Source organism: Mycolicibacter engbaekii (genome assembly GCF_002101585.1).
GTDB lineage: Bacteria > Actinomycetota > Actinomycetes > Mycobacteriales > Mycobacteriaceae > Mycobacterium > Mycobacterium engbaekii.
Window position 1 is genome coordinate 56,499 of sequence record NZ_LQOT01000025.1, and the last position, 24,162, is coordinate 80,660.

Genomic DNA, 24,162 nt, shown 5'->3' on the forward strand with positions numbered 1-24,162 from the left:
CGTGAACAGGATCAGCGCCGTGCTGCGGCGCCCCATCGAGAGCCACGGCAACCTGCGGCTCGGGATAGTCACGGTGGCGGTGATCGCGCTGCTCTGCGGCGGCGTGCTGGGCATGGGAAAGATCGGCGTGGGCCGCCTCACCTACACCGCCGACTTCGCTCAGGCCGCCGGCCTGAGTGCCGGCGATCAGATCACGGTGGCCGGAGTCCGGGTCGGCGCGGTCAAGGGCCTTCGCCTCGAAGACGACCACGTGGCCGTCGCAATGGAGATCGACAAAGGCCTGCACCTGGGAGCCGAGACTCGAGCCTCGATCAAGCTCACCACGTTGCTCGGCGCGCGCTATGTGGACCTACGCCCAGCCGGCTCCGGAAGGCTGGCCCAGCGGCGTATCCCGTTGGCCAACACAGAAGTGCCCTACGACCTGCAATCCGCGCTGCAGGATGCGACCACGACGTTCGACGCCGTCGACGCCGAGAAGATCGCCCAATCGATGACCACACTGTCCCAGCAGCTGCAGGGCGGCCCGGAGATCCTGCCCCAGGCACTCGACAACATCGCGCACCTGTCCGCGGTCATCGGTGCCCGGCGCGACGAGATCGGCAGCCTGCTGCGCAGCACGCAGCAGGTGTCCGAACTGCTGGGCAGGCAGCAGAGCAGCCTGGGGGTGCTGATGCTGCAGGGCCGCGATGTGCTCGCCGATCTGGCGGCCCGGCGGGAGGTCATCGTGCGACTCATCAACGCGACCACCAAGCTGGTCGGGCAGCTGCAACCGGTGCTCGTCGCCGATCGCCGGCAGACCCGCGAACTGCTGGCCAACCTCGACGGAATGCTGTCCTCGGTCGGCCACAACGATGAGCTGTTCCGGAATATGTTGCAGATCATGCCCGTTCCGATCAGGAACTTCTCCAACGCGACGGGCAACGGTAACGAGTTCGACTTCAGTTCGACGGGCGGCACGCTCATCGACTCGTTCATGTGCGCGATCAGCGGCCGCGCCAAGCAGTTCAACCTGCCGCACTACTTCGAGGACTGCGGATGAGCGGCCGGCTGATCGCCAAGGCGCTCGGGGTCGTCGCGATGGCCCTGGCAGCGTTCGGCTGTTCCAACGACGCGCCGGGGCCGCTGGCCCGCGGCGTGACCGTCACGGCCCAGTTCGACAACGCCAGCGGACTCTACGAGGGCAACGCCGTCTCCGTGCTGGGCATGCGCGTGGGAAAGATCGCGAAGATCGAAGCCAGGGGCGACTACGTCCAGGTCACCATGCACATCGACAGCGGAGTCAAGATCCCGGCGGACGCCCAGGCCGTCACGGTCTCGACATCGATCCTCACCGACCGGCACATCGAGTTCACCCCGGTGTATCGGGGCGGACCGATGCTGGCCGACAACGACTCGCTCAGCCTCGCCCGCACCCGCACACCGGTGGAGTTCGACCGGGTGCTGGCGATGATCGACAAGCTGTCGCTGCAATTGGCCGGCGACGGTGCAGGTTCGGGGCCGGTCGCCGATCTGCTCAGCATCAGCGCATCGATGACCGGCGGAAACGGCGACAAGATCCGATCGGCGCTGAGCCAGCTGTCGGAGGCGCTGAAGCTCAGCCAGGACCGCGGGGCGCCCACCCGCGAGGCGATCACCACGATCGTCACCAACCTCGACCGGCTGACCAAGGCCGCCGCCGACAACGATGCGACCATCCGGGAATTCGGCACCGCGGTGCGGCAGTTGAGCGGGGTCCTGGAAGGCCAGCGCCTGGGCCGCGGATCCACCGGCGCACAGCTCAATCAGATCCTCACGGAGACAACCGACCTGCTGGAAAGCAACCGGGACGTCCTCAAATCCACCGCAGCAAACGCCGAGACCGTCACCCGGGCGATCGCCGACTACCGCCGCGAGATGGCCGAAACGCTCGACCTCATCCCGATGCTGGCGGACAACGTCTACAACATGATCGACCCCATCAAGTCCGCCATTCGCGCACACCCGCTGCTGGACCAGATCGAGCTGAACACGCAAGCCACCAAAGAGATGTGCAGCCTGCTGGGCATGCGTCAGTTGGGCTGCGCCACCGGAACCATCCAGGACTTCGGTCCGGATTTCGGCATCACCAGCATGATCGAGGGACTGGCGGGTCTGGGCTCATGACATCACGCATCTGCTCGGTGACCGCGGCGGTGGTGCTGGCCGGCGCGCTCAGCTCATGTTCGGTCGGCCTGGACCGGCTGCCGCTGCCCGCACCGTCCGCCGGAGCCCGGACCTATCCGATCACCGCCACATTCGCCAACGCCCTCAACCTTCCCACCAAGGCCAAGGTTCGGCTCTCGGGAGCAGATGTGGGCGAAGTGGAGTCGATGACGGCGCGCGACTACACCGCCGTGGTCACCATGCGGATATCCTCCGACACCCAGATCCCGGTCGGCACCACCGCCGAACTGCGGTCGGCAACGCCGCTGGGTGACATCTTCGTTTCGCTCAAGCCGCCCGCGGACGCCGACCCGGGCGGCCCGCTGATGGCACCGGGCGATGCGATTCCCGCGCACGCGACCGCCACGGCCGCCTCCGTCGAGCAGGTGCTCACCACGGCGTCTCTGCTCAGCAACGGCGGCGCCATCCGCAATGTGATCAATGTGGTCAACGGCATGGGGCATGCGGTCGGCGGCAAGGGGGAGGATCTCAAGCAGTTCCTCGACGAGTCCACCCGGATCGTGCAGAACCTCTCGGACCGATCGACGGCCATCAAAACGGTGCTCGCGCAGAGCGGCGAGCTGTCCACGACGCTGTCGGACCGGCAGCAGACCATCGACGAGGCCATCGAGGCAAGCGCGCCGGCACTGGGAACCCTGGCCGGCAACACCGATCACGTCGTGGACCTGGCCGCAACCATCAACCGCATCACGCTGCAACTGGCCAAGTTTCCGTCGGTCCGGGGTGAGATATCGCGCAGTATGATCGCCGACCTCAACCGGCTGTCGGCCGGACTGGACGCGGCGACCAACGCCCCCGACGCCTCCTTGGAGAATTTCAGCAGGGTATTCGGGCCGATGCTGAAACTGACGAACTCCACCTCCTCGCACGTCGACATCGACTTGGCCGATATGGCGGTCGGCGCGTTCGCCGACCTCCACCACCCCGGTGACCCCGGAAGCCACGGACCCACCCGGGAGGACTTCCGCAATATGGTCGGCAGCATCAGCTATGCGCTGATCAAAGTGCGTGACAAGTTCTGGGGCGCCCCCACCATGCCGCCCGGGCTGGTGCCCCCGCCCGATCTGATCGGCCCGCGGCCCGGCGAACTGACACCGGCACAGCCCCGGCCCAATCTGCTGGCACCGGGCGTCTCGACTCCTCCGGCAGGGTCGCCATGACCGCGGTGCTCGGGTGGAGTCTGGATGCGCTGCGCTACCTCCGGGCGCGACGGCTGGGGCTGTCGGCGGCGGCGCTGGTGGTGATGCTGGTGGTCGGGGTGCTCTACCTGCTGTTCGGCACGCTGCGGATCGATCCGGCGCGCTCGGACATCTTGGTGCGGGTGCACCTGGCCGAGACCGGTGGGCTGCTGCCCGGCCAGGACGTGACGCTGCGGGGCGTGCCCATCGGCCGCGTGCACTCGATCGACATGTCCGGCGACGGGGTCGTGGCGACCGCTGCTCTGGACCCGGATGCCGCCGTGCCGGCCGGCAGCGTTGCGCACGTATCGGCGCTGTCGCCGGCGGGAGAGCAGTACCTGGACTTCCGGGCCGATACCAACGCCGGCCCGTATCTGACCGACGGAGCCGTCATCGACACCGCCCGGACACGCACGCCGGTCTCACTGTCGAGGTTGCTGGCGGATATGGACGGCACGCTGGCCCAGCTCGATCCGGCGACGCTGGCCGCCGTCTTCGACGAACTCCGGGTCGGTCGGCAGGGGCCGCAGAAGCTGGCGGCCATCCTCGACGGCGGAGCGTTCTTGGCGTCGACGCTGGACTCGGTGTTGCCGCAGACGGTGAGTCTGCTCAACACCAGCAAGGTGGTGCTCTCCACCGTCGGCGATGTCAGTCCAGGGCTGGCGGCGACCTCGGCGAACCTGTCGTCGGTGCTGCGCGGTGTGCAGCAGATGGACGGTGGGTATCGGCGGCTTCTCGACAGCGGACCGGCGGCCATGGCGGGTATCGACGCCCTGATCGCGGACAACTCACCCACCATGGTGCAGCTGCTGGGCAATCTCACGACGGTGTCGCAACTGATGTACGTCCGGGTCCCGGCGTTGCAGGAGCTGTTCTTCCCGCAGTACCGCGACGGATCGGCGCTGGACGCGGCCGCCAGTACTTTCCGGGACGGTGGCGTGTGGGGAGCCGTCAGTCTGTACCAACGGTATTCGTGTGACTTCAACCTGCCCAAGGCCCCGCCGACCGTGGCCGACCATCCGGAACCGTACCTGTACACCTATTGCCCCAACCCGGACCCGAAGTATCTGGTTCGGGGCGCCCGCAACGCGCCCAGACCGCCGGGGGACGACACCGCGGGACCGCCGCCCGGCGTCAACCCGTTGCAGCGCGCCGATCGAACCCCGCAGGGGCCGTACACCATTGATCTGCCCTATGCCGGACCGACGCTGCCCCTGCCCCCGCCGCCGAGCGGGCCATGAGTGCAGTCGAAAGGAGCGCACCCATGTCGGAATCCGGTCCGGGCCCGCTGTGGCGCCGCATGCTGCCGGTCCTGCTGGCGGCGGGCCTGGCGCTGTTGTCGCCGGCACCAGCCCTGGCGGACCCGGCATCAGGCGGTGCCGGCTACGCGGTGATCCCGGCGAGGCTGACCGGGACCAGTCCCAACGAGCTGGGGACCTGGACGGTGGACTACGAGAGGATCGCCGGGGGCGACCCGGCGATCACCGATCCGATCAACCAGATCCTCGACGATGAGGCCGCCGGGCAGATCGCCACCTACGTGGCGAGCTCCAGCCACACCACGCCATGGACGTTTCGCACTCAGGGGCGGTTGTTGTTCCGGCCGGTCACCGTATCGGCGTTGTTCGACGGTGAGTACAACGCCGTCGAGCTGCCGAACATGCCGTACAAGACGGTGGCGACCCGGGTTTTCGATGCGCGCAGCGGGATTCAGATCGTCTGGGAGAACCTCTTCGTCGACAGACAGGCCGGCCTGCGCAGGCTCTCCGAGCTGACCAAGAAGATCCTGCCGTCGGTCTATCCGGCTCCGCTGGGCGGCTGGGCGGAATACGGCCCCGGCATGGCGCCGCTGGAACGCAACTTCAGAGCGTGGATTCCCACCGCACAGGGAATAGAACTGCATTTCCCCGAGTACCAGGTCGGCCGCGGCTTACACGTCATCACGATTCCCTGGCCGGCCGTGATCGACCTCATCGCACCGGAATTCGTGCCGATCACCAATTGAGAACGTCGTCGGGGCCGCCGGGGTTACACCCGGAGTTGAGCATGATCGTGTCGGCCACCACCGGCCGCCACGGTTCCAGGTTCCAGGTGCCGACCTTGCCCGGGTTGGTGAACGACGACAGCTGCCAAAAGCAGAAGAACTGCTTCTGCATGGTCAGCGTGTTGGCATCCGGTGCGTTCTGCAGGAGCTCAGCCCAGGCGTCATAGCTTTGGGCGCCATTGGTGAACACCCCGGATGCGGCCCACCCCCACGCGGTGGGGAACACCCGCAGGGTCGCCCGGTCGCCGTTGTCGACCCACTCCACATGGTCGATGTACTGCGGTGAACCCGGCGGCCGCGGGGGCACTGGATCGGCGTTCGCCGAACTGCCGGCGAACAGCACCGCCAGCACCCCCGCCGCGATGGCGGCCACGCGTCCCCCGCTCAACACATCCTTCTCAGTCCACCAGCCGGATAGCCGCGCGGGGGCACGACGACGCGGCTTCGCGGGCGTCGTCGTGCCGGCCTTCGGGCACCGTGATCTCGTCGACCACGCTGTAGCCGTCGTCATCGAGGTCGAAGAGATCCGGTGCCACGGCAAAGCACCGGCCGTGTCCCTCGCACCGGTCGTGGTCGACGATCGCGCGCACCGCAGTGCCTACCCGACCGGCCACTGCAAGGCTTTGTGCTGCAGGTATTCCGACAGCCCGTACTCGCCGAACTCGCGGCCGATGCCGCTCTGCTTGTAGCCGCCGAACGGGGAAGCGGGGTTGAGTCCCCCACCGCCGCCGTTGATCACGACCATCCCGGTCCGCAGTCTTCGGGCGACCGCATCGGCACGCAGCGGATCCGCCGACCACACCCCGCCCGCCAGACCGTAGCGGCTGTCGTTGGCGATCCGCACCGCGTCGTCGTCATCGGTGAACGGAATCACCACCGCGACAGGGCCGAAGATCTCCTCCTGCGCGATGCGCATGCTGTTGTCGACACCCACGAACAGCGTCGGCTCGACGTAGTAGCCGCGGTCCAGGTGTGCCGGGCGCTTGCCGCCGAAGGCGATCTGCGCGCCCTCTTCGACACCGCTGGCGATCAGCGACTCCACCCGCTCGCGCTGCACCTCGCGGATCAGCGGTCCCATCATGGTCGCGGTGTCGGACGGATCACCGACGCTGATGAATCCCAGGACGCCGACGATTCGGGCCACCAGATCGTCGTGCAGTGACTCGTGCACCAGAATCCGGGTCTGCAGGGCACAGCCCTGACCGGCGTGGGTGATGAAGCCGGCCAACACGCCCTGCAGCGCCTTGTCCAGGTCGGCATCGTCGAGCAGGATGTTCGCCGACTTACCGCCGAGCTCGAGCACCACCTTCTTGATGCTCTCGGCGCCCTGGGTGTAGACCTTGCGGCCGACGGCGTCGGATCCGGTGAAACTGATGATGTCCACGCCCGGATGGCGGGTCAACCGCTCGCCCGCGGCGATATCGCCGGTGACGATGTTCAGCACGCCCGGGGGCAGCCCTGCGGCTTCGGCGATCTCACCGAGAACCATGGCCTCCAGCGGGGTATAGGGCGAGGACTTGAGCACCGCCGTGCAGCCGGCGGCCAGCGCCGGACCCACCTTGGCCAGGTTCAGCAGGAAGGGAAAGTTGAACGCGGTGATCAGTGCGGCGACACCGTAGGCTTCGCGCACCGCGACCCCGTGCCCGATGCCCTGGCCGTAGATGGGCGGAACCGGCGCCTCGAACGAGAACTGGGGTAGCACGCGGTGCACCAGATCGTTGAAGTGGTCGATGGGGGTGCCCACCTGGAGCATGTCGGCCAGCATCCGGGTGGAGCCGGCCTCGGCGATGTTCAGTTCGACGAGTTCGGCTCTCCGGCGGGTCAGCTCGTCGGCCATCGCCGCCAGGATGCGTCCGCGTTCGGCGGGACGCATTGTGGGCCAAGGGCCCTCGTCGAAAGCAGTGCGCGCCGCTGCGACGGCGGTGTCGATATCCGCGGTGGTCGCCTGCGGTACCTCGGCAATGATCTCCTCGTTCGCCGGGTTGACGACCTCGAGGACTTCGCTGCCCGAGCCTTCGACCCACGAGCCGTTGATGAACAGGCCGCGGGCCGGTAGTCGTGTCGTGGTCACGGAATCCTCCTGGTAGATGGGCGATGAGTATGCTGATTTAGATATTCGGGTTCGGGGCGGGCGGTGTGCGCCGCGGACGGCCAAGGAGTGCTGATATGGCTACGGTGAATCCGGGCGCTGGTTCGAGAAAGCTGGTGCGGGCGCCCAAGACGGCCGAGATCATCGCAGATCATCTGCGCAGCAGCATTGTCCGCGGTGTCCTGAAGAACGGTGACGCGCTGCCCACCGAGGTGGAGCTGGTCAAGCAGTTCGGCGTCTCGCGGCCCACCCTGCGGGAGGCGTTTCGCATTCTGGAGAGCGAATCGCTCATCGTCGTCCGGCGCGGGTCGCGGGGCGGGGTCCTGGTGTCCGCGCCGGAAACCTCGGTGGCGGCCCGCAACTTCGGCTTGCTCCTGCAGATGTCGGGAACCACGCTGGCCGACCTCTACGAGGCCCGTAAGGTCTTCGAGCCCGCCGCTGCGCAGATGCTGGCGCAACGCGCCACACCGCAGGACGTCGAGGACCTCAAGACCGCGGCCGCGGCGCTGGCGGCGCTGGTCGCCCGGGGAACCGTCGCCGCCGATTTCGGCCAGTGGTCGGCTGCTGCCTTCAGGTTCCACGACCTGATCTTGGAACGGGCCGGCAACAACACGATTGCTCTGGTCGGGGCCGTGCTGCGCGAAGTCGTCACCCGGCATATGGCCCGGGTGATGGCGGTTGCCGCGGGCAATCACGACGAGATCGAGAAGCAGTTCAAGCGCACCATCCGGACCTTCAACAAGTTCACCGCGCTGATCGAAGCGGGCAACGGCGTTGAGGCAAAGGAGCTCTGGAGCGCGCATATGGAGCGGGCCGGCCGCAACATGTTGTGGGGCGGACTCGCCAAGGAAACCGTGCTCGACCTCTACGTCTGACATCGCATCAGCCCAGGGCGCCGTCGTCGCGCAGGGAGTTGATCGCATCCCAGTCCAGGCCGTACTCGAGCAGGATCTCCTCGGTGTGCTGTCCGAGTTCGGGCGCGGGACCGACGGGAACGTTGGGGGTCTCGTCGAATTGGTAGGGCGGTGCGACCAGCCGGAAGGGGCGGTCGTCTGTCCCGGTGACCGTGGGCAGGTATCCGTTGTCGGCCACCTGCGGGCTTTCGCACACCTCGTCGAAGGTGGCCGCGGCAGACCATACTCCGGAGAACCCCGCGAGTAGCTGCTTCCACTCCGCCAGGGTCCGGGAGCCGAAGACCTTGTCGAGTTCGGCGACGCAGGCCGCACGGTTGGCGAAGCGCTGCGCGGCATTGCCGAATCGCTCGTCCTGCGCCAAGTCGGTGCGCCCGACGAGTTCGCACAGCTCGGGCCAGAACCGATCGGACTGCAGGCACACCAGATTCAGCCACCGGTCGTCGGCCGTGCGGTAGCTGTTGACGATCGGATTCGGCGCTTCCCGACGGTCGGTGCGGGGGATCTCGCTGACGCCGACCGCGCTGGCGGCCAGATCCGGACCCATCGTCCACATGCCGGTGTTCAGCAGCGAGACATCGACCACCCCGCCCTGGCCGGTCCGCTCGCGGCGGAACAGGGCCATGGCGATCGCACCGGCGATCGCGCTGGAGCCCTGCAGGTCGAAGAACGCGGCCGGCTGCGCGGCCGGCGCCTCGGCGCCGGGTGCGGTGAGCTTGTGCTGGACGCCGGCCGCCGACCATGCCGCGGCGGCATCGAATCCGCCGGCGTCGGCCTGCGGCCCGCGGATGCCCCAGCCGGAACCGCGGGCGTAGATGAGGCGCTCGTGGCCGGCGCGCAGGTCTTCGGCCTCGATGCCGAGCTTGGCGCGCACCTTGGGCAGGTAACTGGTCAAGAACACGTCAGCGGTGGCGGTCAACTGGCGAAGTGTCGCGATGCCACTGGGACGGGACAGGTCCAGGGTGATGCTGCGCTTGCCGCGGTTGGGCACCTGCAGGAACGGATTGGGCAGCGAGGTGTCGCCGTTGAGCGAATTCAGCAGGCCGCGTTGGGGGTCACCGGTGGGCGGCTCGACCTTGATCACGTCGGCGCCGAGGTCGGCCAGAATGGCGCCTGCGCCCGGGACGAATGTCCACGCGGCCACCTCGATGACGCGTACGCCCTCGAACGGTCGGATCACTTGGTTTCTCCTGATCTGGGTTTCGCGTCAGTGCGTGGCGTGCAGGGCTTCGAGCATGCGGGCGAAATGTTGTGGATGCCAGATGTCTTGGTCCTCGCCCCAGCCGATCTCGCCGTCGAGATCCCACCGCATGAGCGCGGTGCTGCCGCCGCCGCGCTCGCAGATGTGGCTGACCGTGAACCCCTCGGCGTCCATCACCCGGCCGGTGAGGTCCACCAGATGCACATGCATGTGCGAACTCCAGCCGGTGACCGGGTCGCGGTAGTTCTTCATCCGGCTGGCCGATTTGTCCAACCGCTCGAAACGGCCGTCCCGCAACAGCCAGCCGTGGTTCAGCGGGGACCAGCCCTCGGCGTCGCCCTCGGCGACTCGGGCGAAGGCCAGAAAGCCGGTGCGCGGTCCGGAATGGCCGAAGATGTACTGGATCCGGCCGCGGCCGCGTTCCCGCTCGATCTCCCGCCAGCGCGCACCGCCGGGGTGCAGGACCCGGTCGCCCTGGTCCGCCGGGGCGGTTCGCGGGGGCCGGGGACCTCCCCGCGGGGCCCAGGTCCGGTCCCGGATCGAGTAGCAGTCGAGCGCAATCCGCTCCCCGCTCAGCACCAGCTCGCCGGTGACGTGGCCGAGCTGATCGAAGTGGGTGTGCGTCATGAACGGCGGTTCGCCGGGGGTGAATCGGCGCGGGTCGTGGGTGCCCTCGAAGTCAAGCCGCACCGCGAAGTCCGACTCCGGGTCCTGGTACTCGATGCGGTATTCGCGCATGGGGCGCACCATCCGCACACTGAATCCGCCGCCGGGTAGCACGATGTCGCGCAGGTCCAGGCTGGTGTCGGTGAGGGGGACTTCGCTGCGCATCCGGAAATACCGCAGGTGTTCCGGGGTCGCACCGGCCGGATCCCAGACGTAGACCCGCCATGTCGCGGTGCCGCGGCTGGTGTGGAACTCGGCGTGCAGCCACCCGCCGATCTTGCGTTCGGGGATGTTGAACGACCACCAGGTGGTCTCGGTCCAGAACGGGTCGGACGGGCAGGGGTGGAAGTCGTCGTCGGCCGGGGTGAACGGCGAATCCGGGTTAGCGGCTTGGGGTGTGGCTCCCAAGGTCTCCGCTGACGGCCTGGTCGACATAGCCGTGATCCTAACTGAAAAGGATACTGATTTAGTAGTTAATTGCTGCGATCAGCCAGCCGGATGAACCGCCAGGACGCCTGCCTATGGGTCGCCGCCGGTGGCGTCGAACAGCGACTCCTGGGTCAGGCTGGCCACCAGAGTGCCGCGTTGGTCATAGATCTGACCGGCGTAGACACCGCGGCCGCCCGAGGCGGCCAGCGGATGCAGATCGAGCAGGAGCCAGTCGTTGGGATCGCCTCGCCGGTGCAGCCACACCGCGTGATCGAGGCTCGGCAGCAGGCCCACCCGTTCGATCTCCGGTGCCCGGGACAGCCCGGTGCACAGATCCGAGACGAACACCACCCCGCAGGCCCGGGCGTTCGGATCGTCGTCCAGCGGCTCGCGGATGCGGACCCAGAACCGCGCCGGCCACCGGTACCAGGGTTCGCCCCCGTCGGGCACCCGCGCTTCCAGGTCGAAGGTGCGCGAGGCATTGAGCTCATAGGTGGTCAGCTCGGCCGGCGGCGGCACGGCGGGGATCTCGACGGCCTGGTATTCGGTGGCGTCATCTTTGGGGCGCGAGAAGGAGCATCCCATCGAGAAGATCGCGGTTCCGCCCTGATACGCGGTGACGCGCCGGCCGGAGTAGCGGCCGCCATCGCGATCGCGGTCCACCTGCAGTTCTAGGGGGCTGCCGGCGTCGCCGGCCGCCAGGAAGTAACCGTGCAGCGAGTGCGCCACCCGGTCGCCGGGCACCGTGAGGCTGGCGGCGCGCAGCGCCTGGGCGGCGATCTGGCCGCCGTAGATGGCGCGCCGACCGGTCACCGCTACCGGGTCGGCAAGGAAGCGGTCGTGCGGAAGCCGCCGCAGCGTCAACAGCTCGGCTACCGCTGTCGGAGTGACCTGGTTCTCGTCGAAGACCTCACGCGAGGTGAGGTTCACAGCAACTCGATGATCGTCGCATTCGCCATCCCGCCGCCCTCGCACATTGTCTGCAGGCCGAACCGTATTCCTTCGCGCCGCATGCGATGCACCATCGTGGTCATCAGGCGCGCGCCGGAGGCGCCCAGCGGGTGGCCCAGCGCAATAGCCCCGCCGCTCGGGTTGGTCGCCAGCTCGCCCGCCCCGGTCTCCTTCAGCCAGGCCAGCACCACGGGGGCGAACGCCTCGTTGACCTCGAACGTGCCGATATCCGATATCGCCAGGCCGGCCCGGTCGAGGGCCTTCGCGGTGGCGGGTATCGGTGCGGTCAGCATCATCACCGGGTCGGAACCGGCGAGGACTGCGGTGTGGATGCGGGCCCACGGCGTAAGCCCCAGTGCGCGGGCCCGCTCGGAGGTGGTGATGAGCAGCGCCGCGGACCCGTCGCTGATCTGCGACGAGCTGCCGGCGGTGATCACGCCGTCCGCGGCGAAGGCGGGCTTCAACCCGGCGAGTTTCTCGGCCGTGGTGTCCGGCCGGACACCGCCGTCGGTGTCCACGGTCGTTCCGTCGGGCAGGGTCACCGGCACGATCTCGTCGGCGAACTCGCCGGCCTGGATGGCCCGCGCCGCGCGGTGGTGCGAACCGGCGCTGAACTCATCGAGCTGCGAACGTGACAGCGACCAGCGCTCAGCGATCATTTCGGCGCCGAGGCCCTGGTGGAAGTGCTTGATGCCGTAGCGTTCCCGCTCGGATTCGGTCATCGGATCGCCCACGTCGACGCCGCGCGATGCCCCCATCGGCACCCGGCTCATCATCTCGACCCCGCCGGCCACGGCCACGTCGTACTGGCCGGAGATGACCCCCGCTGCGGCGAAGTGCAGCGCCTGCTGGCTGGATCCGCACTGCCGGTCCACCGTGGTGCCGGGCACGTCCTCGGGCCAGCCGGCACTGAGCACCGCGTGCCGGGCGATGTTGCCGGTCTGTTCGCCGACCTGGCTCACACAACCCCAGATGACGTCGTCGACGACCGCGGGATCGATTCCGGTGCGGTCGGCCAGGGCCCGCAGCACCTGCGCGGACACCTCACCGGCGGCGATGCCCGACAGCGCGCCGTTGCGGCGCCCGACCGGCGTGCGCACCGCGCCGACGATCACCGCGTCGCGGCCGGGTGTCTGGTGTGTGGTCACGGGGACTCCTTTGCCCTCGGGATGTTGCCTGGGTCGATGTGTGCGGGGAGTCAGCCGGCCTTTTCCAGAATGTGGATGCCGCAGGTGGAGCCCAGGCCGATGACATGCGCCAAACCGACACGGGCGCCGTCGATCTGGCGCGGTCCGGCCTCGCCGCGCAGGTGCTGGCAGATCTCCCACACGTTGGCGATTCCGGTGGCCGCGATCGGGTGGCCCTTGGATTGCAGGCCGCCGGAGACGTTGACGGGAAGCTTGCCGTCGCGCCAGGGCGCGCCGCTTTCGAAGAAGTTGACCGCGCCGCCGGGCGGGCACAGGCCCAGGTTGTCGTAGTGCACCAGTTCGGCGGTGGCGAAGCAGTCGTGCAGCTCCACGAGGTCCAGGTCGGCGGGTCCGAGTCCGGCCTGCTCGTAGGCCTGGGTTGCGGCGTTACGGGTGACGGTGTTGACGTTGGGCAGTACCTGGCATGCCGGTTCCCAGGGGTCGGTGGTCAGCACCGAGGCGCTGACCTTGACTGCGCGCCGGCGCTGTTCGGCCGAAAGCGATTGGAGCCGTTCGTCGCTGACCACCACTGCTGCGGCCGCGCCGTCGCAGTTGGCCGAACACATCGGGCGGGTGTTCGGGTAGGCGATCATGACATCGTTCATGATCTGCTCCGCGGACATTGCTTTGGTGTGGGCCGCCAGCGGGTTCAGCGTGGAATGGGAGTGGTTCTTCTCGCTGATCCGGGCGAACAGTTCCAGCGGTGTTCCGGCGTAGTCGTGGCGATGCAGGTACTGCATGCCGATCTGGGCGAACACCCCGGGCATCAGGTCGGTCCCGACGCGGCCCTCCAGCCCGGTGACCGCATCCAGCCGTCCCTGTGGCTGCCAGGTCTTGGGTCCGGTGCCGGCCTTGCCGGAGGCGCCGAGCATCCCGGCGCCGGCGAGCTTCTCGGCGCCCACCGCCAGCCCGAGGTGGGCTTCACCGGCCTTGATCGCCAGCATGGCGGTGCGCAGCGCTGTCGCCCCGGTGGCGCAGGCGTTGGCCACGTTGAACACCGGGATGCCGGTCTGGCCGAGCTGCTTCTGGACGGCCTGCCCGTAGCCGGGTGGGCCGAACAGGTTGCCGGCGGCCAGCACGTCGATGTCGGCGACGCTGACCCCGGCATCGGCCAGGGCCGCGCGGGCGGCTTCGACGCCGAGCCCCACCCCGTCGCGATCCGGCCGCTTGCCGAACTTGGTCATCGAGATGCCCAGAATCCAGATGTCACCGTTCACCGCAGGTCCTCGCTTTCGCTCGCCGGCTCGAATCCGAACCCGATCGCGGTACGGCCCTCGTCGTCGGTACCGATCGGAAAGGTGGTCAGGCGCAGGGGCATTCCCAGGCGGACCGCATCCACCGTGGGATCGACGTTGACGACGTTGGCCCGCACCGAGATGCCGGCGCAGTCCACCACGCCGGCCACATAGGGCACGGGCACGCCGGGGGCGGCCACCTCGACCACGGTGAAGGTCTCCAGCGTTCCGGTGGACGACACCGGCTGGGTGGTGAAGTCAGCGCCGAAACACGACGCGCAGGCGTCGCGCCGGTCGAAGTAGTACGCGCCGCAGGTGACGCACACCGTCGCGACCAGCTTCGGGGGGTCCTGAAGGCTCAGATACCCGACTATCGGGATGGGTTTCCCAGCGGCGGTCTCGCTCATGGCGTCGCGGTCCTTTCGGTCGGGTTCGGTTCAGACCTGTCGTCCCGCGCCCGCCCAGTAGGCGTCGCGGAGCGCACGTTTGACCAGCTTTCCGGTTTCGGTGCGGGGCAGCGCGGTGACGAAATCCACCGAGCGCGGGCATTTGAATCCGGCCAGCCGGTCGCGGCAGTACGTGATCAGCTCGTCGGCCAGCTGGTCGGTCTGCTCGGCTCCGTCGAGCAGCTTGACCACCGCTTTGACCTGTTCGCCCCATTCCGGGTCGGGAACGCCGATGACGGCGGCGTCGGCGACGGCGGGGTGAGTGCTCAAGACGCCTTCCACCTCGGCCGGGTAGATGTTGACGCCACCGCTGATGATCATGTCCTTGGCGCGGTCGCAGATGAACAGGTAGCCGTCGTCGTCGAGGTAGCCGACGTCACCGATGGTGAAGGCAGACCCGCGATGCACCGAGGCCGTCAGTTCGGCGTCATTGCGGTATTCGAAGCGTTCCCCGTCCAGGCGCTCGATATAGACGTTGCCGATGGCGTTGGCAGGCAGGTCATGGCCTTCGTCGTCGATGATTCTGACCCGGACTCCACGGATCGGTCGGCCCACGGTTCCGGGTTTCTCCAGCCAGCGGTACGGCTTGGCGATGGTTGCGGCGCCCTCGGTGCCGCCGTAGGTCTCCCAGATCACCGGGCCCCACCAGGCCAGCATCTCTTTTTTGACCTCAAGGGGGCACGGGGCGGCGGAGTGCACCACCGACCGCAGGCTGGACAGGTCGTACTTCGCGCGTACCTCGGGCGCGAGCTTGAGCATCCGGACGAATTGGGTCGGCACCATATAGGCGGTCGTCACCCCGTGGCGTTCGATCGCGGACAGCGTCTGCTCGGCGTCGAAGCGGCCCAGGATCGCCAGTGGCTGACCGACGTTGAGGGCTCCCAGGTAGAAGCTCTGGCAACCGGCGTGGTGCATCCCGGTGGAGACCAGATGAGCACCGTCGAAGGGGCGGAAGTCGAAGGCGCGGCCGAAGACGGCCATCGCGTTCGCCGCCACCGAGGGGTCCCGGCCGTCGAGTTGGCGCACGATCCCCTTCGGCTTGCCGGTGGTGCCCGAGGAATACCGGATGGAATCGCCCTGCGTGCGGTCGGCGGGCGCGGTGGTCGGGTGGTCGGCCAGGAAGTCCGATTCGGCCACAAACCCGTCGGCGTTCGTTCCGCCGACGACGATCCGGACTCGGGTCTCCTCGGGTATGGCGGTGAAGCGGTCCAGGTAGTCGCTGTGGGTGACCAGCACGGTGGCGCCGGAATGGTCGAGGATCGAGGTGAACTCGTCGGCCGACAGGGCCGTGTTCAAGGTCAGGTAGCGCAGTCCGATCTCGTTGGTGGCAAGTTGCCAGATGACCGCGTCCACGTCGTTGGGCAGCGCGTAGGCCACCACCGATCCGGGGGGCAGGCCGTGCGCGCGCAGGGCGTTGGAAACCCGGTGCGCGGCCGCGGTCAGTTCGCCGAAGCTGAGGGTACGGCCGCTGGGAGATTCGACGATGGCCGGTGCGTCGGGGTGGTCTTCGGCGATCCACCACACACCCAGACGCTGGTCCCACGGATGTTGCATCGACCCTCCACGCTCGAAATAGCTAGAACAGTATCCTCAATTGGGAGCCAAGGGAAGGCCCGGGGTAAAGCCGCTGCACCGGGTCAGTCGTCCGGTTCCGACGTCGCGGTCATGTGTGCGCGCATCCGCATCACCGCCAATTCGGCGTCACCGGCGGTGAGCGCATCGACGATGCCGCGGTGGGCGGGCTCGATTCTGGCCCGTTGCGAGATCGCGCCGATGCGCGGGTCGACGTCGGCGAGCTGGGCGAAGAAGTGCCAGCCCAGCCGCATGGTGACGCCGTGGACCAGGCGCAGCGCGTTGTTGTCGGTGAGCGAGGCCAAGGTCGAGTGGAAGTCCTCGCCGTGCGAAAACGCCGGTCCCAGGCCCTTGTCGCACTCGTGGTGCAACGACTGTTCGAGGGCCTCGGCCCGCTCGGGTGCCGCACGCAGCGCCGCGGCCGCCTGCTCGACCACCGCCAGCTCGAGCCCGGTCCGCAGGTCCATGATGTCGCGCAGCCGGACCCCGCGCCGGCGCAGGTAGATGGTGATGATGTCGACCAGTGCGGAGATGTCGGGCTCGGCGACGAACAGCCCACCGCCGGGCCCGCGACGGGTCAGCGCGATCTGGTGATACTCCAGAATCCGGATCGCTTCGCGCACCACGGCGCGGCTGGCGTGGTGGGTGCTCATCAACGTCGACTCGGATCCGATGAAGGCGCCCGGGGTGGCACCGGACTTCAGGATCTCGGCGAACAGCTGGCGGGCCAGCGCCTCGCCCCGCTTGTCGCCCAGGGTTCCGGCCAGGGCGACCGCCGGGTCGAGCCGCTGACGGGTGGCCGGCTGGGCGCGGATGAAATCGGCCTCGGCCGTCAGATGGCGCCGCATCCGGTCGCGGGCCTGCCCGGGGTTGTTGGTCAGGATCGCCCTGGCGATACCGTCGTGTGCTCGCGCGGTCTCGCGGTCGGTGTCGGGCGGCAGCGCCGCGGTGTCGTTGAAATAGAAGTTGGTGAGTCGTCCGAACGCCTCGACGAACAGCTCGAGGACGGGGTTGGCGGTCAGGGTCGCCAGCTGGGAGTGCAGCAGCCGGTAATTGGAGAACGTGCCCGCGGATTCCTGCTCCAGGGTGTGGCGGATCGCGGCGATGTCGGATTCGGTGATCCGTTGCGAGGCGATCTCGGCCGCCAGCTCCTCGAGCAGGATGCGGGTGGCGAAGACTTCGTCGAGGGTGGCGTCGACCCGCAGCAGGTGGATGATGGCCGGACCGATCACGGCGTCGACCTCAGGTTCGTCGATCACCAGCCCGCCACCGGTGCCGCGCCGCATCCGCGCCACATGCTGGTGCTCGACCAGCCGGATCGCCTCCCGGAAGACTGCGCGGCTCACCCCGTAACGGGCGAGCAGTTCGGCTTCCGACCCCAGAACCTCGCCGACCGGCCAGCCCAGCTCGACGACGTCGGCAATGATCTGCTCGGCGGCACGTCCGGCCAGCTTGGCGCGACGCGAGTCGACGCGGGGGGCGATCAGCTCTGGATTCACATGCTCACCGGTACAGGGCAGGTCCATTGCGCCGCGGGCTGGCGCGGCGTTCGGCCAGGGGCGGGTTGCCGATATGGGTGTAGGCCATTCCGTTCTGCAGAGCGGTTGACCGGGTCATGTCTAAAGATTCCCATATCGCGCGGATGGTGCCCTGGATTGCCTGCGGGCTGCGTTCTGCGATCGACGCCGCGATGTCGCGGGCGCGGGCATGCAGCTGCTCGCGCGGGACCACCTCGGACACCAGCCCGATCCGCAGCGCCGTGGCCGCCGAGATGCGTTCCTCGGTCCCCATCAGCGCCCAGCGCAGCACCTCGCCGAGCGGTACGCCGCGGTGCAGCATGCCGATCGGTTCGAGCGCCGACACGATCGAGGCGTTGGCGTGCGGGTCGAAGAACGCGGCATCCTCGGAGCAGATGATGATGTCGGATTCGTTGAGCAGGTACTGAGCGCCGCCGGCGGCCATGCCGTGCACCGCCGTGACCACCGGCTTCCAGCAGCGGTGATGGATCTTCGGCGAGATCACCATGCCCGGGTCGAAGGTGTTCCAGACGTTGCTGCGGAAGAACCAGCTGGAGTCGCCCTTGACGTCCACCCCGGTGCAGAACGCGCGATCGCCGGCGGCCTGCAGCACGACGACGTGAATGTCGTCGGTGTCGCGCACCGTGCGCCAGGCCCAGGTCAGTTCGCTGGCCATCCGGGCGGAGATCGCGTTCATGGCGTCCGGGCGGTTCAGGGTGATGGTGGCGATGTGGTCGGCGACGTCGAACGCGATGTGCTCGAGCGGGATCGGTTCACCGGTGCTGCCATCGGTAGCGCCCTGAGGGGTAGCGGAAATCATAGAAATCAGTGTACTAATAATTTCCAACGGGACAGCGGGATACAGGGAAGTAGAGATGGGGACTCTGGACGGACGCGTCGCGGTGGTCACAGGTGCCGGGCGTGGCATCGGCCGCGAGCACGCATTGCTCTTCGCCGCCGAAGGAGCCAAGGTCGTGGTGAATGACCTCGGTGGCGCCAGCGACGGAACCGGTGGCGACCGCACTCCGGCCCAGGACGTTGTTGCCGAGATCCGCGACAGCGGCGGTGACGCGGTGGCCAATCATGACGACGTCGCGACCTGGTCGGGAGCGCAGTCGCTGATCCGCACCGCTATCGAGCAGTTCGGCGATCTGCACGTCCTGGTCAACAACGCCGGCATTCTGCGCGACCGCACGGTGGTCAACATGACCGAGGCGGAGTTCGACGACGTCATCCGGGTGCACCTCAAGGGGCACTTCGCCCCGTTGCGCCATGCGGCGGCGTACTGGCGGGATCAGGCGAAAAGCGGTGTCGTCACCGACCGATCGGTGATCAACACCTCGTCGACCTCCGGCCTGTTCGGTCAGCCCGGCCAAACCAACTACGGCGCAGCCAAATCCGGCATCGCGATGATCACCATGATCGCCGCCGACGAACTGGCCCGCTACGGGGTTCGGGTGAATGCCATCGCTCCGGCGGCGCTGACCCGGCTCACCGCGGGCCTGCCCGGGGTGCCCGATGTCGGCAGCGGCGACGCCGTGGGTGCGATGGATCCCGCCAACGTGGCGCCGTTCGTGGCCTACCTGGCAACCGCGGACAGCCCGATCACCGGTCGGGTGTTCTTCGTCATGGGCGGTTCGGTGCAGCTGTTCCAGCCGTGGTCGATCATCGACCGGATCGATGCGCCCAACGGGCAACGTTGGACGGTGGCGGACCTGCAGACCAAGGCGGCCCACTTCGCCGAGGTGCCTTTTGAACTCAATCATCCGATGAGGGGCTGAGGTGGGCGGCATGCGATTTCGCGCGATCCGACGAGTAGGGCATCGATGGGAGTAGCAATGGCCAAGGCCGCCAACCTGGAGAAGACCGCGCTGGGAAGCCGGGACATGCTCGATCACCCCTACGAGCGCTTTGCCTATCTGCGCTCGAACGCCCCGGTGTCCTGGGCCACCGCGCCGCAGCTGCTGCGGGGCAGGGGCGGCTACCTACTCACCCGGTTCGACGACGTCATGGCGCTGCACAGCGAGGACCGGTATTCGACCGATGTGCTCAAGTACACCGCGGTGGGCAAATTCGCCTGGGTGCTGCCGCCGACCATCCGGATGCTGACCCAGACCATGGTGTTCAAAGACGATCCGGACCACAAGCGGCTGCGGGCGCTGGTGCACAAGGCGTTCACCCCGAAGCTGGTGGCCACCATGGAATCGGACATCGTCAAGATCGCCGACCAGCTGGCCGACGAGGTGGCGGCCAAACGCGATGTCGACCTGGCGCACGAATACGCGGTCCGGCTACCGCTGGCCGTTATCGCCAAAATGCTCGGGGTGGCCGACAAGGACCGCGACGAGTTCCACCAACTCGTGGAGAAGGTGGGCGACGGCGGCCGCAAACTGGGCATGTTCTCGGCGGCGCGACGGCTTGTCCAGCTGTTCGAGGAGCTGATCGAAGAACGTCGGGTCCGTCCGGACGACGGGCTGATCTCAGACCTGGTGCGCGCCAATGCCGACGGCGACCGGCTCACGCACAAGGAGACGGTCGCCATGGTCTTCCTGTTGCTGCTGGCCGGGCACGACACCACCGCCAGCCTGATCGGCAGCAGCGTGCTGGCGCTCATCGAGCATCCCGACCAGCTTGCGTTGCTGCGCCAGCAGCCCGAGCTGCTGGCGGGCACCGGTATCGAGGAACTGCTGCGCTTCACCTCGCCGGTGGCCTCGGGTGCGGCGCGGCTGGCCAAGGAGGACGTCGAAATCCACGGTGTCGCCATCCCGCGCGGGTCGCAGATTCTCGGCATGATCGTCTCGGCCAACCGGGACGAGACGGTGTTCGACAACCCCGACTCCCTGGACCTGACCCGAAAGCCCAACCGCCACCTGGCATTCAACTTCGGCATGCACTACTGCCTGGGCCACCAGCTGGCCCGCCTCGAGGGCCGCATCGCCCTGACGGCACTGCTGGATCGCTTCGCCAACTGGGAACTGGCGGTACCCAAGGAACAACTGCACTACAAGCCCACGGTGTCGCTGCGCGGGCTGACCAAACTACCGATACGGATGTACTGACATGACGCAGACGGAGCAGGCCAAGGAATTCGACTACGCCATCAAGGACGAGGACATCGAGCGCGCCAAGCTGTTGCTCGGCGTGGATGCCCCGACCAGTATCGATGAGTACTACCGCGAGCTCAGCGCCGACGGGATCCGCAACTTCGCCCGTGCCTACGGCGACGACAACCCGCTGTTCGCCGATCCGCAGTACGCGGCCGGCACCCGCTGGGGGGCGCCGATCGCGCCACCGATGATCCATATCGCGATGGCCCGAAAGATGTTGGGCGACCCGATCCCCGAGGACATCCGCAAAGCCACCAGGGGCCTGTTCTCCGGCGTGCACATGTTCGTCTCGGGGCAGGACACCGAGTGGTACGCGCCGGTGTACCCCGGCGACACGCTCTACGGCTTCGGCGGTCTGGAGTCCATCGAGGAGAAGGCCAGCGAGTACGCCGGCCGTTCGGTCATCCGGCGCATCAGGTCGGTACGCATCAACCAGCGGGGCGAAGTGGTGGCGGTGACCCGCATGATCCTGATCGCCACCGAACGCAAGAAGTCGCGGGAACGCGGCAAGTACATGGGGCTGACGGCCGCGACCTACACCGACGCCGAGATCGCCGAGATCGACGAGATCTATGCCGCCGAAGGTCCCCGCGGTGCCGAACCCCGCTACTACGAGGACGTCAACGTCGGCGACGTCCTGCCCAAGATGGCCAAGGGGCCGTTCACCCTGACGGACATGATCTGCTTCCATGCCGGTGGTTACGGCCTGGCGCCGTACGGCATCGGACCCGGCCGGGTGGGCTACAAGAACCGGCAGCGGGCGCCCAAGTTCTACATCAAGAACGCGGCAGGCATCCCCGATGTGGCGCAGCGGCTGCACTGGGAGAACGAATGGTCGCAGTCGATCGGTAACCCGATGGCCTACGACTACGGCGTCATGCGGGAGTGCTGGCTGACCCACTACGTCACCGACTGGATGGGTGACGACGGCTGGCTGGTCCGCCAGTACGACGAAATGCGCAAGTTCAACTTCATCGGTGACACCCAGATCATCACCGGGGAGGTGGTGGGCAAGCGCATCGAGAACGGCAACGCCCTCGTCGATCTGGAGTTCCGGGCCACCAGCCAGCGGGGCGAGGTCACCGCACCGGCGACGGCCACCGTTGCCCTGCCGAGCCGGGAACTCGGCCCGGTGATCCTGCCGCAGCCCGATGACGAACTGCGGCGCAAGGCCGCGTCGATGCTGCGGCGCCACAACGAGCTCCTGCACGGAAACACACGGTGATCGAGACCGGCACCGAGACGGTGCTGGCCCAAGTCGTCGAGGGAGTCGGAGTCATCTCCTTCAACCGGCCGCATCGGCGCAACGCACTGCACAGCGAGATGTATGTGGCGATTCCCGCGCTGCTGGAGCGCTTCGCCGCCGACGACGACATCGGTTGCGTGGTCATCACCGGCACCGGCAGCGCGTTCTGCGCCGGCGGCGACGTCCGCGACGGCGGCTCGGCCCGGGAAGTCACCGCGCCGGATCCCGAGGCCCAGGTCCTTCAGCGCAGCGCCGTGCTGGCCGACAACGCGCGGATGGTGACGCTGCTGCACGAGATGCCGAAGATCACCATCGCTGCGCTGCCCGGCGCGGCGGTCGGTGCCGGCATGAGTATCGCGCTGTCCACCGATCTGCGGATCGCAGCGCGCTCGGCCAAGTTGGTTCCGGGCTGGTCGAAGCTGGCCTTCTCCGGTGATTTCGGTGGTGCGTGGTTCCTGACCCACCTGCTCGGGCCTTCCCGGGCGCTGGAACTGCTGATTGCGGACCGGCCCATCGACAGCGACACCGGTTTGGCGTTGGGGCTGTTCAATCGCGTGGTCGACGATGCGGAGCTGCCCGCGGCAGCGCTGGCCTGGGCCGCCGAGATCGCCGCGGGACCCACTGCGGCGTTCGCCGGTACCAAGGCCAATGTCCTTGATGCGCAGCGCCTCACGCTGCACGAGGCAGTAAAGGCGGAGAGCGAGCGCATGGTGCGCAGCGCGCTCACCGCCGAACATCGGGACGCGGTCAAGGCGTGGCTTGCCACGGCGGCGAAGAAGACGCAGGCCCGCCGATGAGCAGTCCCAAGCCCGGGATCGGGGAGGAGATCCGGCAGTGGATCGCCGAGGTCACCGGTGCCGATCGGGTCGAAAGCCGGCAGGTATCCGGGGGCGCCAGCCGGCAGGCCTGGTTCGTCGACGTCACCATCGGGTCGCAGACACAGGAGCTGTTCCTGCGTTACGACCCGAAACCCGCCGATCCCGGCGGCGCGTTCCATCCGCTGCAGGTCGAGGCCGAGATCATGGCCGAGCTGCATCGCCACGGGGTCACCGTGCCGCGCGTCATCGCCGCGCATCCGGTGCAGCAGGCCGTGCTGCTGGAACGGGTGGGCGGGCAGACCTGGTTCCGGTTGATCAAAGATCCCGACGAACAGGTGCGCACCGCTCGCGACTTCATCGCCAAACTTGCTGCCCTGCACCGAATCGACGCACGCGACCTCAAGATCGACAGTCTGGGCCCCGCCGGTCCGGTTGCCGAGCACGTCCGCGCCGAGATCGCGGCGATGCGGGCGCGGGTCGCGCGGTACGGCAAACCCGCACCGTTGGTGACGTTCTGCATCGATTGGCTGGATCGCAATGTGCCCGACTACGACGGGCCGACAGTGTTGGTCCAGGGCGACACCGGGCCGGGAAACTTCATGTACGCCGACGGCGCCGTCACGGCCGTGGTCGACTGGGAGTTGGCCCATTTCGGCGATCCGATGGACGACATCGCCTGGCTGTCGCTGCGGGCGGTCCAGGACACCTTCACCGTGTTCCCGGATCGGCTGGCCGAGTACGAACAACTGTCCGGGCATCGCATCGACGAAGGACGTGTCTGGTACTACCGGTTGCTCGCCGAAACCCGTCTGGCGTCGATCAACCCGGGCACCGTGGACATCAGAGCCTCGGCACCGGCCGGATCGCCCGACGCCGGGAACAGCCTGATCTACGGCATGCTGCACCGGCGGATGCTGGTGGAGGCGCTGGCGCAGGTGGTCGGCATACCCGAGGTAGACGTCGACCTGCCCGAGGACGGCGGCGACGGGGAGTTCTCGGCGGTGTATGAGGCGGCGGCCTCCTCGCTGTCCGGCGCGGCGGAACGGATCACCGATGCCCTGGCGATGCGCTACGTGAAAGGCGCGGCGCGACTGGTCAAGTACCTCGCCGAAGTCAACCGGGTCGGTGCCCAGGTCGATGCGGCCGAAACCGCCGAACTGGCGGCGCTGCTGGGCAATGTCCCGGCGTCGGTGTCGGCGGGCCGGGCCGCGCTGGCCGAGGCGGTGGGCCGCGGCGAGATCAGCGAATACGACTACGTCGCGCAGCTGTGGCGCGGCATCAAACGTGACGACTACCTGACTCGAACGGCTTCGGGCGCGCTGGCGCGCCGTACCTGGCCGCCGCTGAGTCATTGAAGAACAAT

At 68.0% G+C, this 24,162-nt stretch carries 23 protein-coding genes; 11 read left to right on the top strand and 12 right to left on the bottom strand.

All coding sequences use genetic code 11. From position 1 onward, the window contains the following. The first annotated feature begins 1 nt into the window (after position 1). The 5 genes from AWC02_RS07445 to AWC02_RS07465 are packed head-to-tail and all read left to right on the top strand — an operon-like array spanning position 2 to position 5,385. Positions 2–1,039: an MCE family protein gene (locus AWC02_RS07445; RefSeq protein ID WP_085128143.1), complete on the top strand. Its 1,038-nt coding sequence runs from the start codon at positions 2–4 to the stop codon at positions 1,037–1,039. Continuing rightward, positions 1,036–2,142: an MCE family protein gene (locus AWC02_RS07450; protein ID WP_085128144.1), complete on the top strand. Its 1,107-nt coding sequence runs from the start codon at positions 1,036–1,038 to the stop codon at positions 2,140–2,142. The genes AWC02_RS07445 and AWC02_RS07450 overlap by 4 nt, the downstream gene beginning before the upstream one ends. After that, on the top strand, positions 2,139–3,362 hold the full coding sequence (locus AWC02_RS07455) for an MlaD family protein (protein WP_085128145.1): 1,224 nt from the start codon (positions 2,139–2,141) through the stop codon (positions 3,360–3,362). Before AWC02_RS07450 ends, AWC02_RS07455 begins: the two co-directional genes overlap by 4 nt. Continuing rightward, positions 3,359–4,621 carry an MlaD family protein gene (locus AWC02_RS07460; RefSeq protein WP_085128146.1) on the top strand — a complete coding sequence of 421 codons (1,263 nt, stop codon included), beginning with the start codon at positions 3,359–3,361 and terminating at the stop codon, positions 4,619–4,621. The genes AWC02_RS07455 and AWC02_RS07460 overlap by 4 nt, the downstream gene beginning before the upstream one ends. Before the next feature lie 23 nt (positions 4,622–4,644). Continuing rightward, on the top strand, positions 4,645–5,385 hold the full coding sequence (locus AWC02_RS07465) for an RsiV family protein (RefSeq protein WP_237160364.1): 741 nt from the start codon (positions 4,645–4,647) through the stop codon (positions 5,383–5,385). Here the strand turns inward: AWC02_RS07465 and AWC02_RS07470 are convergent. Genes AWC02_RS07470 through AWC02_RS07480 form a run of 3 tightly spaced genes read right to left on the bottom strand, consistent with a single transcriptional unit; the run spans position 5,375 to position 7,495 of the window. Beyond that, positions 5,375–5,812, bottom strand: a complete 438-nt coding sequence (locus AWC02_RS07470) for a DUF2599 domain-containing protein (protein ID WP_419179216.1) — start codon at positions 5,810–5,812, stop codon at positions 5,375–5,377. The genes AWC02_RS07465 and AWC02_RS07470 overlap by 11 nt on opposite strands. A 10-nt stretch (positions 5,813–5,822) precedes the next feature. After that, the gene (locus tag AWC02_RS07475; protein ID WP_234808986.1) at positions 5,823–6,038 is read right to left on the bottom strand and encodes a ferredoxin; all 216 of its coding nucleotides are present in this window, start codon (positions 6,036–6,038) and stop codon (positions 5,823–5,825) included. Then, positions 6,023–7,495 (bottom strand): aldehyde dehydrogenase family protein, encoded by a 1,473-nt coding sequence (locus tag AWC02_RS07480; RefSeq protein WP_085128148.1) that lies wholly within the window; start codon positions 7,493–7,495, stop codon positions 6,023–6,025. The genes AWC02_RS07475 and AWC02_RS07480 overlap by 16 nt, the downstream gene beginning before the upstream one ends. A gap of 95 nt (positions 7,496–7,590) precedes the next feature. Here AWC02_RS07480 and AWC02_RS07485 point away from each other — a divergent pair, with 95 nt between their 5' ends. Continuing rightward, on the top strand, positions 7,591–8,388 hold the full coding sequence (locus tag AWC02_RS07485; RefSeq protein WP_085128149.1) for a FadR/GntR family transcriptional regulator: 798 nt from the start codon (positions 7,591–7,593) through the stop codon (positions 8,386–8,388). Between the two features lie 7 nt (positions 8,389–8,395). On the opposite strand, the gene AWC02_RS07490 is transcribed toward AWC02_RS07485, so the two are convergent. From AWC02_RS07490 to AWC02_RS07530, 9 genes are all read right to left on the bottom strand, one after another. After that, positions 8,396–9,604: a CaiB/BaiF CoA transferase family protein gene (locus AWC02_RS07490; protein ID WP_085128150.1), complete on the bottom strand. Its 1,209-nt coding sequence runs from the start codon at positions 9,602–9,604 to the stop codon at positions 8,396–8,398. Between the two features lie 27 nt (positions 9,605–9,631). Continuing rightward, the gene (locus AWC02_RS07495; RefSeq protein ID WP_085128151.1) at positions 9,632–10,726 is read right to left on the bottom strand and encodes a DUF7065 domain-containing protein; all 1,095 of its coding nucleotides are present in this window, start codon (positions 10,724–10,726) and stop codon (positions 9,632–9,634) included. A gap of 84 nt (positions 10,727–10,810) precedes the next feature. Then, positions 10,811–11,650, bottom strand: coding sequence for an acyl-CoA thioesterase (locus AWC02_RS07500; RefSeq protein ID WP_085128152.1), 840 nt, complete (start codon positions 11,648–11,650; stop codon positions 10,811–10,813). Further along, the gene (locus AWC02_RS07505; RefSeq protein WP_085128153.1) at positions 11,647–12,819 is read right to left on the bottom strand and encodes a thiolase family protein; all 1,173 of its coding nucleotides are present in this window, start codon (positions 12,817–12,819) and stop codon (positions 11,647–11,649) included. Before AWC02_RS07505 ends, AWC02_RS07500 begins: the two co-directional genes overlap by 4 nt. Before the next feature lie 50 nt (positions 12,820–12,869). Further along, positions 12,870–14,075 carry a thiolase family protein gene (locus tag AWC02_RS07510; protein ID WP_109560913.1) on the bottom strand — a complete coding sequence of 402 codons (1,206 nt, stop codon included), beginning with the start codon at positions 14,073–14,075 and terminating at the stop codon, positions 12,870–12,872. Beyond that, positions 14,072–14,500: a Zn-ribbon domain-containing OB-fold protein gene (locus AWC02_RS07515; protein WP_085128154.1), complete on the bottom strand. Its 429-nt coding sequence runs from the start codon at positions 14,498–14,500 to the stop codon at positions 14,072–14,074. The genes AWC02_RS07510 and AWC02_RS07515 overlap by 4 nt, the downstream gene beginning before the upstream one ends. A gap of 30 nt (positions 14,501–14,530) precedes the next feature. Then, positions 14,531–16,093 carry an AMP-binding protein gene (locus AWC02_RS07520; protein WP_085128155.1) on the bottom strand — a complete coding sequence of 521 codons (1,563 nt, stop codon included), beginning with the start codon at positions 16,091–16,093 and terminating at the stop codon, positions 14,531–14,533. An 83-nt stretch (positions 16,094–16,176) separates the two neighbouring features. Further along, on the bottom strand, positions 16,177–17,637 hold the full coding sequence (locus tag AWC02_RS07525) for a FadR/GntR family transcriptional regulator (RefSeq protein ID WP_237160365.1): 1,461 nt from the start codon (positions 17,635–17,637) through the stop codon (positions 16,177–16,179). Continuing rightward, entirely contained in the window at positions 17,615–18,448 is an 834-nt protein-coding gene (locus tag AWC02_RS07530) for an enoyl-CoA hydratase/isomerase family protein (RefSeq protein ID WP_085128156.1), read from the bottom strand. The genes AWC02_RS07525 and AWC02_RS07530 overlap by 23 nt, the downstream gene beginning before the upstream one ends. A gap of 55 nt (positions 18,449–18,503) precedes the next feature. Here AWC02_RS07530 and AWC02_RS07535 point away from each other — a divergent pair, with 55 nt between their 5' ends. Genes AWC02_RS07535 through AWC02_RS07555 form a run of 5 tightly spaced genes read left to right on the top strand, consistent with a single transcriptional unit; the run spans position 18,504 to position 24,154 of the window. Beyond that, positions 18,504–19,409 (top strand): SDR family oxidoreductase, encoded by a 906-nt coding sequence (locus AWC02_RS07535; protein ID WP_085128157.1) that lies wholly within the window; start codon positions 18,504–18,506, stop codon positions 19,407–19,409. A gap of 45 nt (positions 19,410–19,454) precedes the next feature. Next, entirely contained in the window at positions 19,455–20,687 is a 1,233-nt protein-coding gene (locus AWC02_RS07540) for a cytochrome P450 family protein (RefSeq protein ID WP_237160366.1), read from the top strand. Position 20,688: 1 nt separating this feature from the next. Next, positions 20,689–21,960: an FAS1-like dehydratase domain-containing protein gene (locus AWC02_RS07545; RefSeq protein ID WP_085128159.1), complete on the top strand. Its 1,272-nt coding sequence runs from the start codon at positions 20,689–20,691 to the stop codon at positions 21,958–21,960. Then, on the top strand, positions 21,957–22,778 hold the full coding sequence (locus AWC02_RS07550) for an enoyl-CoA hydratase/isomerase family protein (protein WP_085128160.1): 822 nt from the start codon (positions 21,957–21,959) through the stop codon (positions 22,776–22,778). Before AWC02_RS07545 ends, AWC02_RS07550 begins: the two co-directional genes overlap by 4 nt. Beyond that, positions 22,775–24,154, top strand: a complete 1,380-nt coding sequence (locus tag AWC02_RS07555) for a phosphotransferase family protein (RefSeq protein WP_109560914.1) — start codon at positions 22,775–22,777, stop codon at positions 24,152–24,154. The genes AWC02_RS07550 and AWC02_RS07555 overlap by 4 nt, the downstream gene beginning before the upstream one ends. Positions 24,155–24,162: the final 8 nt, after the last annotated feature.

Excerpts from the sequence above, each read along its gene's own strand:
- AWC02_RS07450 (WP_085128144.1), top strand. The coding sequence starts at position 1,036 with ATGAGCGGCCGGCTGATCGCCAAGGCGCTCGGGGTCGTCGCGATGGCC.
- AWC02_RS07455 (WP_085128145.1), top strand. The coding sequence starts at position 2,139 with ATGACATCACGCATCTGCTCGGTGACCGCGGCGGTGGTGCTGGCCGGC.
- AWC02_RS07460 (WP_085128146.1), top strand. The coding sequence starts at position 3,359 with ATGACCGCGGTGCTCGGGTGGAGTCTGGATGCGCTGCGCTACCTCCGG.
- AWC02_RS07465 (WP_237160364.1), top strand. The coding sequence starts at position 4,645 with ATGTCGGAATCCGGTCCGGGCCCGCTGTGGCGCCGCATGCTGCCGGTC.
- AWC02_RS07485 (WP_085128149.1), top strand. The coding sequence starts at position 7,591 with ATGGCTACGGTGAATCCGGGCGCTGGTTCGAGAAAGCTGGTGCGGGCG.
- AWC02_RS07495 (WP_085128151.1), bottom strand. The coding sequence starts at position 10,726 with ATGTCGACCAGGCCGTCAGCGGAGACCTTGGGAGCCACACCCCAAGCC.
- AWC02_RS07515 (WP_085128154.1), bottom strand. The coding sequence starts at position 14,500 with ATGAGCGAGACCGCCGCTGGGAAACCCATCCCGATAGTCGGGTATCTG.
- AWC02_RS07520 (WP_085128155.1), bottom strand. The coding sequence starts at position 16,093 with ATGCAACATCCGTGGGACCAGCGTCTGGGTGTGTGGTGGATCGCCGAA.
- AWC02_RS07525 (WP_237160365.1), bottom strand. The coding sequence starts at position 17,637 with ATGGACCTGCCCTGTACCGGTGAGCATGTGAATCCAGAGCTGATCGCC.
- AWC02_RS07530 (WP_085128156.1), bottom strand. The coding sequence starts at position 18,448 with ATGATTTCCGCTACCCCTCAGGGCGCTACCGATGGCAGCACCGGTGAA.
- AWC02_RS07535 (WP_085128157.1), top strand. The coding sequence starts at position 18,504 with ATGGGGACTCTGGACGGACGCGTCGCGGTGGTCACAGGTGCCGGGCGT.
- AWC02_RS07540 (WP_237160366.1), top strand. The coding sequence starts at position 19,455 with ATGGGAGTAGCAATGGCCAAGGCCGCCAACCTGGAGAAGACCGCGCTG.
- AWC02_RS07545 (WP_085128159.1), top strand. The coding sequence starts at position 20,689 with ATGACGCAGACGGAGCAGGCCAAGGAATTCGACTACGCCATCAAGGAC.
- AWC02_RS07555 (WP_109560914.1), top strand. The coding sequence starts at position 22,775 with ATGAGCAGTCCCAAGCCCGGGATCGGGGAGGAGATCCGGCAGTGGATC.